This is a genomic window from Klebsiella spallanzanii (assembly GCF_902158555.1).
In the GTDB taxonomy this organism is placed as follows: domain Bacteria; phylum Pseudomonadota; class Gammaproteobacteria; order Enterobacterales; family Enterobacteriaceae; genus Klebsiella; species Klebsiella spallanzanii.
The window spans coordinates 199,221-214,071 of record NZ_CABGGS010000023.1 but is presented as its reverse complement, the minus strand read 5'-3'; the positions used below and the strand labels follow the sequence as shown (position 1 = coordinate 214,071).

At 50.2% G+C, this 14,851-nt stretch carries 12 protein-coding genes and 1 tRNA gene; 9 read left to right on the top strand and 4 right to left on the bottom strand.

Annotated features, from left to right (window positions below):
* Window positions 1-30: 30 nt before the first annotated feature.
* From FN082_RS16090 to FN082_RS16080, 3 genes are all read left to right on the top strand, one after another.
* Window positions 31-924, top strand: coding sequence for a formate/nitrite transporter family protein (locus tag FN082_RS16090; protein ID WP_139539213.1), 894 nt, complete (start codon window positions 31-33; stop codon window positions 922-924).
* A gap of 74 nt (window positions 925-998) precedes the next feature.
* A tRNA-Arg gene (locus FN082_RS16085) sits at window positions 999-1,070 on the top strand.
* Window positions 1,071-1,510: 440 nt separating this feature from the next.
* Window positions 1,511-2,272, top strand: a complete 762-nt coding sequence (locus FN082_RS16080; protein WP_142981918.1) for a hypothetical protein — start codon at window positions 1,511-1,513, stop codon at window positions 2,270-2,272.
* Between the two features lie 295 nt (window positions 2,273-2,567).
* On the opposite strand, the gene cynR is transcribed toward FN082_RS16080, so the two are convergent.
* Complete coding sequence (gene cynR, locus FN082_RS16075; protein ID WP_139536675.1) at window positions 2,568-3,473, bottom strand: transcriptional regulator CynR; 906 nt, start codon at window positions 3,471-3,473, stop codon at window positions 2,568-2,570.
* Between the two features lie 179 nt (window positions 3,474-3,652).
* On the opposite strand from cynR, the gene FN082_RS16070 reads away from it, so the two are divergent.
* Both FN082_RS16070 and ypdK read left to right on the top strand, forming a co-directional pair.
* A complete protein-coding gene (locus FN082_RS16070) occupies window positions 3,653-4,849 on the top strand; it encodes a cyanate transporter (protein ID WP_142981917.1) in 1,197 nt (398 codons plus the stop codon).
* 368 nt (window positions 4,850-5,217) lie between these two features.
* The gene (gene ypdK, locus FN082_RS16065; RefSeq protein ID WP_077777854.1) at window positions 5,218-5,289 is read left to right on the top strand and encodes a membrane protein YpdK; all 72 of its coding nucleotides are present in this window, start codon (window positions 5,218-5,220) and stop codon (window positions 5,287-5,289) included.
* Between the two features lie 44 nt (window positions 5,290-5,333).
* Here ypdK and alaC read toward each other — a convergent pair whose 3' ends face one another.
* The gene (alaC, locus tag FN082_RS16060; protein ID WP_139536677.1) at window positions 5,334-6,572 is read right to left on the bottom strand and encodes an alanine transaminase; all 1,239 of its coding nucleotides are present in this window, start codon (window positions 6,570-6,572) and stop codon (window positions 5,334-5,336) included.
* Window positions 6,573-6,970: 398 nt separating this feature from the next.
* On the opposite strand from alaC, the gene FN082_RS16055 reads away from it, so the two are divergent.
* Both FN082_RS16055 and FN082_RS16050 read left to right on the top strand, forming a co-directional pair.
* Window positions 6,971-8,650 (top strand): sensor histidine kinase, encoded by a 1,680-nt coding sequence (locus tag FN082_RS16055; RefSeq protein ID WP_185932124.1) that lies wholly within the window; start codon window positions 6,971-6,973, stop codon window positions 8,648-8,650.
* An 11-nt stretch (window positions 8,651-8,661) separates the two neighbouring features.
* Window positions 8,662-9,402: a LytR/AlgR family response regulator transcription factor gene (locus FN082_RS16050; RefSeq protein ID WP_139536679.1), complete on the top strand. Its 741-nt coding sequence runs from the start codon at window positions 8,662-8,664 to the stop codon at window positions 9,400-9,402.
* 43 nt (window positions 9,403-9,445) lie between these two features.
* On the opposite strand, the gene glk is transcribed toward FN082_RS16050, so the two are convergent.
* A complete protein-coding gene (glk, locus tag FN082_RS16045) occupies window positions 9,446-10,411 on the bottom strand; it encodes a glucokinase (protein ID WP_139536680.1) in 966 nt (321 codons plus the stop codon).
* A 263-nt stretch (window positions 10,412-10,674) separates the two neighbouring features.
* On the opposite strand from glk, the gene FN082_RS16040 reads away from it, so the two are divergent.
* Window positions 10,675-11,910 carry an ion channel protein gene (locus FN082_RS16040; protein ID WP_139536681.1) on the top strand — a complete coding sequence of 412 codons (1,236 nt, stop codon included), beginning with the start codon at window positions 10,675-10,677 and terminating at the stop codon, window positions 11,908-11,910.
* Here FN082_RS16040 and FN082_RS16035 read toward each other — a convergent pair.
* On the bottom strand, window positions 11,907-13,568 hold the full coding sequence (locus FN082_RS16035; protein ID WP_142982031.1) for an alpha-keto acid decarboxylase family protein: 1,662 nt from the start codon (window positions 13,566-13,568) through the stop codon (window positions 11,907-11,909). The genes FN082_RS16040 and FN082_RS16035 overlap by 4 nt on opposite strands.
* Window positions 13,569-13,745: 177 nt before the next feature.
* Between FN082_RS16035 and mgrA the strand changes: the two genes are divergently transcribed.
* Window positions 13,746-14,738, top strand: a complete 993-nt coding sequence (gene mgrA / locus FN082_RS16030; RefSeq protein ID WP_139536682.1) for an L-glyceraldehyde 3-phosphate reductase — start codon at window positions 13,746-13,748, stop codon at window positions 14,736-14,738.
* Window positions 14,739-14,851: the final 113 nt, after the last annotated feature.

Below are 14,851 nucleotides of genomic sequence, written 5' to 3'. Positions count from 1 at the left end.
ATAATAAAGACCCGTCGTAGAGGAAAAGTTATGAAGCCACAAACTCACCATGACAGCGAAGATGTTGAGGTAGAAAGCGATGAAAAACAACATGGTGAACAAATTGAGGTTGATGAAGAACATCTGCCTTCGCAAGCGATGGCCACCCATGAAGTCATTCGTCAGGAAGGGGAAAAAGAGCTTGAGCGCGATGCGATGGCGTTACTCTGGTCAGCGATCGCTGCCGGGCTTTCAATGGGAGCCTCACTCGTCGCAAAAGGCATTTTCCATGTGCATCTTAGCGAACTTCCCGGCGGTTTTTTGCTGGAGAATCTCGGCTATACCTTTGGCTTTGTTATCGTTATTCTCGCTCGCCAGCAGCTGTTTACCGAAAACACCGTAACCGCCGTCCTGCCGATTATGCATAAACCCACAATTGGCAATATTGGCTTGCTATTACGCTTGTGGGGAGTCGTACTGGCCGGCAACTTAATCGGAACGGCTATCGCCGCATGGGCTTTCGACGTTATGCCAGTGTTCGATGAACCTACTCGTGAAGCCTTTATGAAAATCAGCATGAAGGTGATGCAAAACCCACCGTTAGAGATGTTCGCTAACGCGATTATCTCCGGTTGGCTGGTCGCCACCATGGTGTGGATGTTTCCGGCGGCAGGTTCCGCGAAAATTGTCGTCATCATCCTGATGACCTGGCTTATCGCACTAGCGGATACGACGCATATTGTCGTTGGTAGCGTCGAAATTTTTTACCTCGTGTTCGACGGTGCGTTACCGTGGCAAGATTTTATCTGGCCTTTCGCCCTGCCGACGCTTGCAGGAAACATCTGCGGCGGGACCTTTATCTTTGCTTTGCTAAGCCACGCGCAGATCCGCAACGATATGAGCCATGAGAAAAAAGCTCGGGTAAAGTCCCAAAAAGAGCGGTGAGTGGCGACAGTTTGAGCAATCAGTCCGTATCAGCTTAACCTATAAAGGAAAAGGCGCTATAATCGCGCCGCCCTGTCCCCTTAGTTAAATGGATATAACGAGCCCCTCCTAAGGGCTAGTTGCAGGTTCGATTCCTGCAGGGGACACTTTTCGACAGAGCTTTCAAAGTAACTGGTTTATGTCCATCCATTTCTACTGGTCGGATGATAATGCTTAGGCATGTCTACGATAATATGGCGCCGTTCGGATTAGATTAATGAGTATTATACAGTTATTTGCAATGAGTGTTTTTTCACGTGAGCAATCATCAACACCTGAACGGCACCATTTCGTATTCTTCTATCAATTAGATTAAAATTTCCGTGATAAATAGCACATGCAATTTATCATTCACAGTAGAAATGAATAGAGCCATTAACGTTAAATATATAGCTCACTTTATTTAAATAAACTCAATTCAAAATGAATTCAAGATCAAAAAAATGAATTTTTTTAATTCATGAAAACGTTAACACAAATTACATATATGATTACCTCATCAATGAATTAATATAAACAAAAACCAACCAAACAAGAAAATAAGATCATGAATAAAACTGAAAGAAATGTCTGGAAGATGAACAATATTCCACCGCTTGAGTACTGTTCAATTTTTCGTGCACAAAAACTATTAAATTGTGAAGTTGAAGATCTACTTCACTGGCATGATATCGGTGCAATAAACCTCTGTGTAAAATTAACCAATATCACAGGAACATTGAACATCGCGATAACACCAAATAAAGACAAGACAAATAAACATAATCTTTTTGCTTCAAATCAGAATGACATATTCAAAAAAACTAAAGAAACATGGTCGCAATACTCCAGAGTAGATAGAGTACTGGAATTAAAAGATAGCGTTTCAGCTATAGAAACTCATCACGGCAATCATGCAATACAAATCCAGCTCAAAGCTACCATATCCGGACTTTGGCATACGGCCTCAAAAAACCTTGTGGAACTCCTGGAATGCCCAGAACACAACCAGTTAGCACGAGAAGTTAGCGCAATAAATCCTGCGAACAATACGCTTTTTTGCCATTTTTCTCCAGACGATAGCAGTAATCTGCCATTATCGCTCAATAAAATCTATATCCTTAGCAAGGATGTTGAGAAAATTTATGAGCATACAATAAGCAGTCGCCCTCTTGATCTAACTAAAGAGCCAACAATTATTTTAAATAAAAAAATCATAAACGAACCTCAATTCACTTTACAAAACAAAACCCTTGGAGACTTCATTAATGAGTTTATGCAATTAAATCCTGCACTCGACAAGCATTCTATCTTTTCTGACAAAATCTGAAGGCAAAATCTTTCGAGAGTTTTACAATAGGACAAATTGAGATAGAGTTGATGTAAAGATGAATTTGGTAAAACTCATCAAAGCCGCTTCGTGGTTACAATTATACATTGTAAAAATATCCTTGCTGGAGCTTCAATTCATAAAGCGATAAGGCATAACAAATCCAATTGAGTGACAGATAAAAGAAGAGAACGGCATACTACATCCATTTTTACCGCTATCCATCTATTTTCCCAACGCTCTATTACGGCAATCATGATGAAAAAAATCACATGAATACATATACTTTACTTTATTAACTACATTTAGATTGTTGCATATGAACCAGCGTCGACATCTCCTGCACCATCACAATAAACTCCCGCACGGCAGCGCTTTGCCAGACTCCCTTACGCTGCATCAAACAGGCAGTTCTTTCCAGCAATGCTGGCGTTAGCTCAAGGGCCGTCAAATCTCTACTGTTCCGAACAATTGCTGCCGGAAGAAGCGTCGCTAGCGTAGTGTGTTTCACCACTGCCAACACTGCGCTAATTGAATTAGCTTCCATCACCACTCTGGGTTGAATATCATGCTTTCGGCAATAGCGATCGATCTGCTCTCGGGTCGCAAACGCATTGCTTAGCAGAATCAAAGATTCCTGACTGAGCGCGGCCAGTTGTACATCACCTGTCGCCTTCAGAGGATGGTGTAGCCCTACTACCAGCGCCAGAGTTTCCATGAACAGCGGATGAGACTCGATGTCTCGAGAATCGTGACCTTCAAAAGCAATACCAATATCCAGTTCATCATTAAGTAGCATGGCCTCCATCCGATCCTGTGCCATCTCATGCATATTCAACGTAATATTCGGGTAACGTTGATAAAATGAAGCCACCAGCGGCCCCATAAACCAGGTCGTAAAGGTTGGCGTCATCGCAACGCGCAGCGTTCCTCGCTGCAGGTCTTCAACATCATGAAGTGCACGCTGTCCCTCGGCTAATCCCTGTAAAGTTCGGCGAGCATAAATCAACCAGACCGAGCCGGCATCAGTAAGGCGAGTATTGCGCCCGCTGCGATCAAAAAGCTGTACGCCCAGAGTTTCTTCAAGCTGGCGAATTTGCTGCGACAACGCTGGCTGTGAGACATGCAATACCGTCGCCGCCCGCGTAAAACCACCGTGTTCCGCAACGGCAATAAAGTAAGTGAGGTGGCGTAAGAGCATGAATTCATCCATAAGCAATTCAAATGAACTTAATCATAAATAAGTATTTTAACTTATGAAACAAAATACGTACGCTCACCACATCCTCCTTGTTAATCTCCACAGGATGCCCGGATGTTTTCCTGCATGGCTCTTCTTCACTCAACCATCGTCTCTTCTTCAAGGCGGACCATTCAGCAATGAATCAGATACAACGTAACGGCGCCATGCTGCTGGTTCTGGTGCTTATTGGTATGAATATGCGCCCGCTGCTGACCTCAGTAGGCCCACTGCTTCCTCAGATACAGCAGGCAAGCGGAATGAGCTTCACCCTTGCTTCCCTGCTCACAGCACTCCCGGTGATCGCTATGGGTCTGTTGGCGCTGGGCGGGGGTTGGCTCAACCACCAGATCAGCGAGCGTCAAAGTATCGCCCTTAGTCTGCTAACAATTGCTGGCGGGGCTTTTCTTCGTGAGCTGGCGCCGCAGAGCGGGATACTGCTGGGCAGTGCTCTCCTTGGAGGAATTGGCATTGGTATTATTCAGGCGCTTATCCCGGCGTTGATAAAACGGCAGTTCCAGCGTCGGACGCCGCAGGTCATGGGACTATGGTCGGCTGCGCTGATGGGCGGAGGTGGCTTGGGTGCGGCGTTCAAGCCATGGCTGGCACAACACAGCGCTATATGGCATCACGCGCTTGCCTGGTGGTCCTTACCAGCCGCAGCTGCGCTCTTCAGTTGGTGGCCGCTAAGTCGATCGCTACCCACCCAGTCCCCATCGGCAGCAATGGCGATACGGTCAAACCTCTTCCGCAATCGCCGCGCGTGGACGCTTGGACTCTATTTCGGCTTGATCAACGGCGGCTATGCCAGCCTGATCGCCTGGCTACCGCCATACTATATGCAGTTAGGGCACAGCGCACAGTTCAGCGGCACTCTGCTGGCGCTAATGACCGTTGGCCAGACTGGCGGCGCGCTTCTCCTACCCATTCTGGCCAGACATGAAGATCGGCGTAAGCTTCTGATGCTGACATTGACATTACAACTCGTCGGCTTCTGCGGCTTTATCTGGCTACCACAGCAGGTACCGCTTATATGGGCTGTCTGCTGTGGTATTGGCTTAGGTGGCGCATTTCCGTTGTGCCTGGTGCTGGCGCTCGATCACGCAGAGCAGCCCGCTATTGCGGGTCGACTAGTGGCCTTTATGCAGGGAGTCGGTTTTATTATTGCAGGCATTTCCCCCTGGATATCGGGGATGTTACGAAGTTTGAGCGGCAACTACCTGCTCGACTGGATGCTGCACGCCGTTTTCGTCTTAGGACTGATGACCATAACACTGCGCTTCTCCCCTGCGCGTTATCCGCAAGAGTGGCAACACCCGGACTCTGCGACTCGCTAAAAGCCCCTTTTTATCGTGCGGGATGTTTATCCCGCCTCCCTTTCGAGCAGAAAAAAGCCCAAAATCAAATGGCTATATCCGGGCAAAAAACTGCCGTTAATAACCGTCGCCAGAATAAGATTTAATACCAAATGAAATTAATGTGTCGCCGAATAACGACACTCGTAAGTAACTAAAAATTAATAAGAAAATGGCTCTTGTTTCCCTCATTTTTTAGGCGTACATTAGCGCCATCTGGAGCAGTTTGAGCACAGAATTCACAGCTATCGCCAACGGTAAAATGTTCTGTTTTTGTTAGCGTTAGTTGAGCAGGCAATGAAAATTAAATTCATTTAAGGCGTCTCGCAGAGAGCGCGGAGTGATGAGTCGTGAAATATTTTTTAATGGGCATTTCTTTTATGGTCATCGTTTGGGCCGGTACTTTCGCCCTGATGATCTAGCCATAATGATGTTAAAAAAACGGGAGCCCGCTGGCTCCCGTTTTTCATTCGTTGCTTTCGCTTGTCAACCTGGTCGAGGCTGGAAGAAGCCCGTCGGCACGGAACATAGATTTAATGCCGCGCACGGCCTGGCGGATACGATCGCGGTTCTCGATTAAAGCAAAGCGAACGTGGGTATCGCCATAATCCCCAAAGCCTATACCCGGTGAAACGCAGACTTTGGCATCCTGCAGCAGCTTTTTAGCAAACTCCAGCGAGCCCATTGCCGCATACTGCTCAGGGATCTTCGCCCATACGTACATCGATGCTTTCGGACACTCCACCATCCATCCCGCTTCGTGCAGCCCTTTCACCAATACATCGCGACGGCGCTTATACTGCTCAGCAATATCGCGTACGCACTGCTGATCGCCTTCAAGCGCAGCAATCGCCGCAACCTGCAGAGGAGTGAAAGTACCGTAATCGTGGTAGCTTTTAATTCGTGCCAGCGCGTTGACCAACGTTTTGTTACCGACCATAAATCCGATACGCCAGCCCGCCATATTGTAGCTTTTAGATAGCGTAAAGAATTCGACGGCAACGTCGCGCGCGCCGGGAACCTGCATAATAGAAGGTGCTTTCCAGCCGTCGTAAACAATATCAGCGTAAGCCAGATCGTGGACGACCAGTACGTCATAACGCTTCGCCAGCGCGACAACTTTCTCAAAGAACTCCAGCTCGACGCACTGCGCGGTCGGGTTGGATGGGAAACCGAGGATCATCATTTTCGGTTTCGGATAGCTCTCGCGAATGGCGCGCTCAAGCTCATTGAAGAAATCAACGCCTTCAACCAGCGGTACTGAACGCACCTGGGCTCCGGCAATCACCGCGCCGTAAATATGGATGGGGTAACTGGGATTTGGCACCAGCACAGTATCACCATGATCGAGAGTTGCCAGCATCAGATGCGCCAGTCCCTCTTTTGAACCGATGGTGACAATCGCTTCTGACTCCGGATCGATCTCAACGTTATAACGATCCTGATACCAGCGCGAAATCGCCCGGCGAAGGCGCGGAATGCCGCGAGATGTGGAATAGCCGTGCGTATCAGGGCGCTGGGCAACGGTACAGAGCTTCTCTACGATATGCGGCGGAGTCGCACCGTCGGGGTTGCCCATGCTGAAATCAATAATGTCTTCACCGCGGCGTCGCGCAGCCATTTTCAGTTCGGCAGTGATATTAAAAACGTACGGGGGGAGACGATCGATACGCGTAAAACGGCGTTCAGGACTGAATTCAGCCATAGATTCCTCAGATTAACGTTAGCGCCCGGACCGTCCGAGCGACGCGGCTGCATTTGCAGCACGTTTAGAAAATAACCCGAAAAAATTCCTGCTGTCGATAGGGAAGATAAAAAATAATTTCAGGCGATAAAAACGGGTATCAGTTCAGCTAAATACGGCAGAAATGACCCTCAACTCTATCTATCAATCGATAAAAATCAACATATTGATATCATTAATTTTACTTAAAATATTTCTCATCAATAGATGAGATTGAATCTAAAGTCTTTGTTATTAATCCCCTTTTATTTGTGCGACTTTTCCCTATTCATGCCTTCGGCTAGCCTTCTGTCGTAAGGTTTTCTATCATATTGCTTTCTCGCGATTATCACGGCGCACACATGCACGAAATATTTACTATGCTGCTGGCGGTTTTTGACCGTGCGGCATTAATGCTGATTTGTCTTTTTTTCCTCATTCGCCTGCGCCTGTTTCGTGAGCTTCTGCATAAATCCGCGCACACGCCAAAAGAGCTGTTGGCTGTGACGGCAATCTTCTCCCTCTTTGCTCTGTTCAGTACCTGGTCTGGCGTTCCGGTCGAGGGATCACTGGTCAACGTGCGTATTATCGCGGTCATGTCCGGGGGGATCCTTTTCGGCCCCTGGGTCGGGGCGATGGTGGGCGTGATTGCCGGGGTACATCGCTATCTGATCGATATTGATGGCGTCACCGCCATCCCCTGCTTTATCACCAGTATTGTCGCGGGCCTGCTCTCCGGTTTTATCAGCCGTAAAGTTTCCAAAGCGCAACGCTGGAAAGCAGGCATTCTCGCCGGAATGCTGTGTGAGACGTTAACCATGATCCTCGTGGTCACGTGGGCCCCTTCGTTGTCGCTAGGGATAGATATTGTGTCAAAAATCGGTATTCCGATGATCCTCGGCAGCGTCTGTATCGGCTTTATCGTTCTGCTGGTGCAGAGCGTTGAAGGTGAAAAGGAGGCCAGCGCCGCGCGGCAAGCAAAACTGGCGCTTGATATCGCCAACAAAACGCTACCGCTATTTCGCCATGTGAATAGCGAATCCCTGCGCCAGGTCTGCGACATCATCCGTCGTGATATCAATGCCGATGCCGTCGCCATCACCAATACCCAGCAGGTTATGGCCTATGTTGGCGTGGGGGAGGCCAACTATCGAGATAACGACGATTTTATTAGCCCGACGACGCAACAGGCGATCCGTTATGGAAAAATCATTATTAAAAACAATGACGAAGCTCACCGAACGCCGGAAATACACTCCATGCTGGTCATTCCGTTATGGGAGAAAGGCGTCGTCACTGGTACGTTAAAAATCTATTATTGCCACGCGCATCGCATCACCTCTTCGCTGCAGGAAATGGCAATCGGCCTGTCGCAAATTATCTCTACACAGTTGGAAGTCTCTCGTGCCGAACAGCTTCGTGAGATGGCCAATAAAGCCGAACTGCGCGCGCTGCAGAGCAAAATTAATCCCCATTTTTTATTTAACGCCCTGAATGCAATTTCGTCTTCAATCCGCATGAATCCGGACACCGCGCGCCAGCTGATTTTTAATTTATCGCGCTATTTACGCTACAACATTGAATTAAAAGATGATGAACAGATAGATATCAAAAGAGAGCTGTATCAAATCAAGGACTATATCGCGATTGAACAGGCACGCTTCGGCGACAAGCTAACGGTGATTTATGATATTGATGATGAAATCAGCTTCATGATCCCCAGCCTGCTTATTCAGCCGCTAGTGGAAAATGCTATCGTTCATGGGATCCAGCCCTGTAAAGGTAAAGGCGTGGTCACCATCGGAATTAATGAGTGTGGAAATCGTGTACGAATTAGCGTTCGCGATACCGGCAACGGCATTGACCCGGCGGTCGTAGCAAGAGTAGAAGCCGACGAAATGCCGGGTAATAAAATTGGTTTACTGAATGTTCATCACCGGGTCAAGCTGCTGTACGGCGAAGGTCTGCACATCCGACGCCTGACTCCGGGAACCGAAATTGCCTTCTACGTACCAACCCAACACGCGCCCCAGGCGGCGACGGAGTCGTTGCTGTCATGAGTGGAGATAAGATGAAAGTCATCATTGTTGAAGATGAATTTCTGGCGCAACAAGAGCTCACCTGGCTGATTAACACCCATAGCCAGATGGAAATTGTCGGCACCTTTGACGACGGACTGGACGTGCTGAAGTTTTTACAGCACAACAAAGTCGATGCCATTTTTCTCGACATCAACATCCCCTCTCTGGATGGCGTTCTTCTGGCACAGAATATCAGTCAGTTCGCGCACAAGCCCTTTATCGTGTTTATTACCGCGTGGAAAGAGCATGCCGTGGAAGCCTTTGAGCTGGAAGCGTTTGATTACATCCTGAAGCCGTACCAGGAATCACGTATCATCAATATGCTACAAAAGCTAACCGGCGCCTGGCAACAGCAGCAGGTTAGCGCCGGTAGCGGGACGGCACCCAACCCAGCTCGGGAAAACGACACAATTAATCTGATTAAAGATGAGCGGATTATTGTCACCAGCATCCACGACATTTACTACGCAGAGGCGCATGAGAAGATGACTTTCGTCTATACCCGGCGGGAGTCATTCGTAATGCCGATGAATATTACTGAATTCTGCAATAAGCTACCGCCAGCGCACTTTTTCCGCTGCCACCGCTCATATTGCGTCAATCTGAATAAAATTCGTGAAATTGAACCCTGGTTCAACAATACCTATATCCTGCGGCTTCGCGATCTGGAATTTCAGGTTCCAGTCAGCCGCAGCAAAGTAAAAGAGTTTCGCCAGCTCATGCATCTGTAGGAGATCTTACCCGGATAAGCGCATTACCGGGTAAGAAGGACATTTAGAGAACCTGGCCCAGAGTCTGGCGCAGGTGAGCACCGGAACCCAGCAGCCCAGGGTTGTCGTGGACTATCAAATATACCGGGATATCCTGGACAAAGGCTTTGAAACGACCTTTATCTTCAAAACCACCGCGGAAGCCAGAGGCTTTAAAGAAGTCAAGGAAGCGCGGAACAATGCCGCCAGCGATATATACGCCGCCAAAAGTGCCGAGAGTCAGCGCCAGGTTACCACCAAAGCGCCCCATAATGACGCAAAACAGCGACAGCGCACGACGGCAATCGATACAGGTATCGGCCAGCGCGCGTTCAGTGACATCCTTCGGCTGCAGGTTTTCCGGCAGACGCCCATCAGACTTAACTATCGCATGATAAAGATTGACCAGACCAGGCCCCGATAACACGCGTTCGGCGGAGACGTGTCCCAGCTCGGTACGCAGCTCCTCCAGAATAATGCCTTCTTCTTCGCTGTTCGGCGCGAAATCCACATGACCGCCCTCGCCCGGCAGGCTTACCCAGCGTTTATCGACATGTACCAGGTGAGCAACGCCCAGACCGGTTCCTGCGCCATAGACGGCAATGGGTTTGCCTTCCACTGGTTGCGCACCGCCGAACTGAATCAGATGCTCCGCTTTCAGCATCGGAATCGCCATCGACACGGCTGTGAAATCATTAATGATTTCCAGATGAGAGAAGCCCAGGTTCTTTTTCATCTCGGCGATAGAAAACGCCCAGGTGTGGTTGGTCATTGCCACCCAGTCACCGGTAATTGGACAGGCGATAGCGATACAGCCGTCTTCAACCTTAACGTCATGCTCCTCCAGATAGACCCGAACAACGGCTTCAAGACTGGGATAATCGAGCCCGGAATAGGTCTTGGCACAAGAGATTTCCCCGCTTGCGATGTCACATAACGCCAGACGGGCATTCGTTCCGCCAACGTCCCCTACTAAAGCAAATTTTGTCATTCCGTTACGGCTCCGCTAAAGTCAAAATAATTCTTTTGGCACACTCTAAATTCATGAAGCGCTAACAACAACGACCAACGCATAAGCACCCTTGGTTTAGCGATCTACGTCACAGTTGAGCTGAAATTCATGAAAATTTGAGCATCATGGCTCTTACAATTTACAGGTTGCATCATTACTTTATCGTTTCAGCACCATTTGCGTCGACGCCCTTTAAGAGTCCATGCAAATTAGTGCTCAAGACTCTCAGAAGGATCTTTTACATGCTGCACCCACGCGCCAGAACAATGCTATTGCTATCTATACCTGCAGTCATGATTGGTATTGCTTCCAGCCTGGTATTAATCGTAGCGATGAAAATTGCCACCGTATTGCAAAATATCCTGTGGACCAGCCTGCCAGCTAGCGTGGGCATCAACGCCAGCGGACCTTTCTGGACGATTGCCATCCTCACCTGCACCGGTATCGCCGTCGGCCTCGTAGTCCGTTTTAGTCCAGGCCACGCGGGCCCGGATCCAGCAACAGAATCGTTAATTGGCGCACCGGTCAGCCTCAGCGCGCTGCCGGGCCTGCTCGCGGCGCTGATACTCGGCCTGGCCGGCGGCGTTAGCCTCGGGCCGGAACACCCCATTATGGTTGTCAATATCGCCCTGGCGGTAGCGCTTGGCTCCCGCATTTTCCCCCGAGTCAGCGCTCTGGACTGGACGATCCTCGCCGCATCCGGCACTATCGGCGCACTATTTGGCACCCCGGTCGCGGCGGCGCTTATTTTTTCGCAAACGTTAAACAGCAGCAATGATGTCCCGCTGTGGGACAAGCTGTTTGCCCCACTCCTTGCCGCGGCGGCTGGTTCACTGACCACCAGCCTGTTTTTTCATCCCCACTTTTCACTACCGCTACCCTATCTGCCAGAATTACGCTTTGTTGACATCATCAGCGGCGCCATCGTTGCGCTTATTGCTATTGCCGTTGGCATGGTTGCCGTTTGGTGCTTGCCGCGCCTGCATTCGCTGATGCAACGCCTGAAGAACCCGATATTAACCCTGGGTATTGGCGGCTTTTTATTAGGCGTTTTGGGTGTCATCGGCGGGCATATCACGTTGTTTAAAGGTCTGGATGAAATGCAGCAGTTGGCGCTAAGCCTGACTCTGAGCGCTAATGACTACATGCTTATTGCGCTGATTAAACTGGCGGCGCTGGTGATGGCCGCCGCCTGCGGCTTTCGCGGAGGGCGTATTTTTCCGGCAGTATTCGTCGGCGTCGCGCTCGGACTCATGCTACATGCGCATGTTCCGGCCGTTCCGGCGGCCATCACTGTCTCCTGCGCCATTCTCGGCCTGACGCTGGTAGTCACGCGCGATGGCTGGTTAAGCCTGTTTATGGCAGCGGTTGTGGTGCCGGATTCCACTCTCCTACCGCTGCTGTGTATCGTTATGCTTCCTGCCTGGCTGCTGCTGGCGGGAAAGCCGCTGATGATTGCAAAACGGCGCAACGATTAAACGCGGCTGTTTCGCTCTTCCAGCGCCTGGGTTACCGCCCGTAGAAAATCAGGGATATCCATTTTCGGCAGCATCACCTCCACCAGCGTCAACCTGTCTGAGGTGACGCTGCTGGTCATTGCCTCTTCCAGCTCTTGCGTACGCATCACCCGCCAGCAGCAGGATGGTACATCGGGTGCAAAAGCTTCAGGCAGACGATTCCAGTCCCAGAGAGCAATGTCGTTATACCTCTGCTCTGGGCCATGAATCGCGCGTTCGACCGTATAGCCTTCGTTATTGAGCAAGAGAATCAGCGGGCGTTGCCTATCTCTGAGCATCGATCCCATCTCCTGAATGGTTAACTGCGCGGCGCCATCACCGACAATCAGTACTACTCTTCTGTCCGCCGCCGCCGTTTGCGCCCCGTAGGCCGCCGGAAGGGTAAAGCCTATCGATCCCCATAACGGCTGGACAATAAGCGTTGCATCAGTTGGAAGCTTAAGCGCTGCAGCGCCAAAGGCAGCGGTTCCCTGATCGGCAAGAATAATGTCACCAGGGCGCAGCTGTTTCTGCACCGTATGCCAGAAATTTTTCTGCGTCAGGCTCCCCTCAGATGCGCTGTCCACACCAGTAGCCAAAATTCGCGCAGGGATCCACTCAGTTGCCAGACTGGCTGAGAGCTCAATTAAGACATCAAGGGCTTTATCCATCGGAACCCGGCTGAACCAATGGTCGCCAACTCTAACAGCGAAGGGTTGGATTTCTATCGTTTTTTCCTGCAGGAGGCGCTGAGTGAAACCGGCAGTAATGGTGTCGGTAAAACGCGTGCCGACGCAGATAATCGTATCGGCATTTTCAATAGCCTCACGAGTCTCCTCTGAGCTGGCTATCCCGCTATAAGTCCCAGCGAAGCCACGCTGCTGCTCATCAAAAAGTCCTTTGCCCATCAGCATCGTGGCGTAAGAAACGGGGACTTTCGCCACCCACTCTCTGAGTACAGTTTGCAGACCGTAACGCTGGGCGAGGAAATCAGCCAGTAGCGATACGCGGCGACTCCTCCTTAGCATCAGCTCAGCGTGCTCGCGAAATCCGGCCAGATGGTTCTCATCGGCAGGCAGACCTTCAATAAGCAAACGACTGGCAGGTGGCGTCGCCTTTGCTTTTGCCACATCGGCGGGCAACATCAGATAACCTGGTCGATGATGAGTCAGCATTTCGCTTAATACCCGGTCGATTTCATAACAGGCATTTCCCGCTGCCAGCACCGCCTGAGAACAGGTAATGTGTTCGCTCATCCGCGAAAAGTGGCTGAAATCACCATCGCCAAGCGTGTGGTGCAGGAGCTCGCCGCGCTGCTGCGCGCCGGTACAGGGAGCGCCAACGATATGCAGAACAGGGACATGCTCAGCATAGCTTCCGGCAATGCCGTTGAGCGCGCTAAGCTCGCCAACGCCGTAGGTGGTCAATAGCGCGCCTGCGCCTTTAATACGCGCATAGCCATCGGCGGCATAGGCCGCGTTTAGCTCATTTGCACAACCCACCCACCCTAAGTTTTGATGCGCAATAACGCTGTCGAGGAACTGTAAATTGTAATCGCCTGGTACGCCAAACAAGCGGTCTATGCCGCAATCTACGAGACGATCCAGCAGATAATCGCCAATGGTGTAAGTCGGTTGCATATCCATACTCTCCTCTCGTGCAGGTAATTTGAGTATTGAATAAGCAGTTGCGCTGTCCAGATTGCGCTCAACAAATGTGGTGGAAAGCAAAATTTACGCATTTGGGGAGTGTACTCGGCGTCCAACATTCTTTAGTGTAAACGTATACACACCCTGTTTTATCTGCGGAGGAAGTATATGGTTTACCAGGCAAGCGCCACGCGATATCAAACGATGGAATACCGCCGCTGTGGCCATAGCGGATTAAAGCTACCGGCGATTTCGCTTGGGCTTTGGCACAATTTTGGTGACGAGACGCTGGTGGAAACCAGCCGTCAGCTACTACGCCACGCATTCGATCTCGGCATCACCCATTTCGATTTGGCCAACAACTACGGGCCGCCGCCAGGATCAGCAGAAAGTAATTTTGGCCGCATCCTGAAGGAAGATTTTTTACCCTATCGCGACGAGTTAATCATCTCAAGTAAAGCCGGTTACACCATGTGGGACGGGCCTTACGGTGATTGGGGCTCACGCAAGTATCTGATTGCCAGCCTCGACCAAAGCCTTAAACGGATGGGCCTGGACTATGTCGATATTTTCTACCACCACCGTCCTGACCCTGAAACGCCGCTGCTGGAAACCATGCGCGCGCTGGACCACATCGTTCGACAGGGCAAGGCGCTGTACGTCGGGTTATCCAACTATCCGCTTGAACAGGCCCGGGAGGCGGTCAGCATCCTCAACGATCTCGGTACGCCATGCCTGATTCATCAGCCCAAATATTCGATGTTTGAACGCTGGGTCGAGGGTGGATTGCTGGAGTTCCTGCAAACTGCGGGGGTAGGAAGTATAGCGTTTTCACCACTTGCTGGCGGGCAGTTAACTAACCGTTATCTGCATGGCATCCCGGCGGACTCCCGTGCCGCCAGCGGCAGTCAATTTCTGCAGCCAGATCAGCTTACCAAAGCCAAGCTGGAGAAGATTCGTCAGTTGGATACGCTGGCCGAATCCCGCGGACAAAAACTCTCGCAGATGGCGCTGGCCTGGGTACTGCGCGAAGAGAAAGTGACTTCGGTACTGATTGGCGCCAGCAAAACCTCGCAGCTTGATGATGCGGTTGGCATGCTGGAAAATCGCCATTTTAACGCCGAAGAACGTGCAACCATCGACGCTATCCTTGCGGTGTAAATTCTTTTTTACTTTAGCAAAAAGTGCTCTCACTTGCGATTTAGGAGTTCCTCCGATGCGACGGGGCTTTACCGCCCCGTAATATCAGGTTAACAGGCCGACAACGGCCCCGA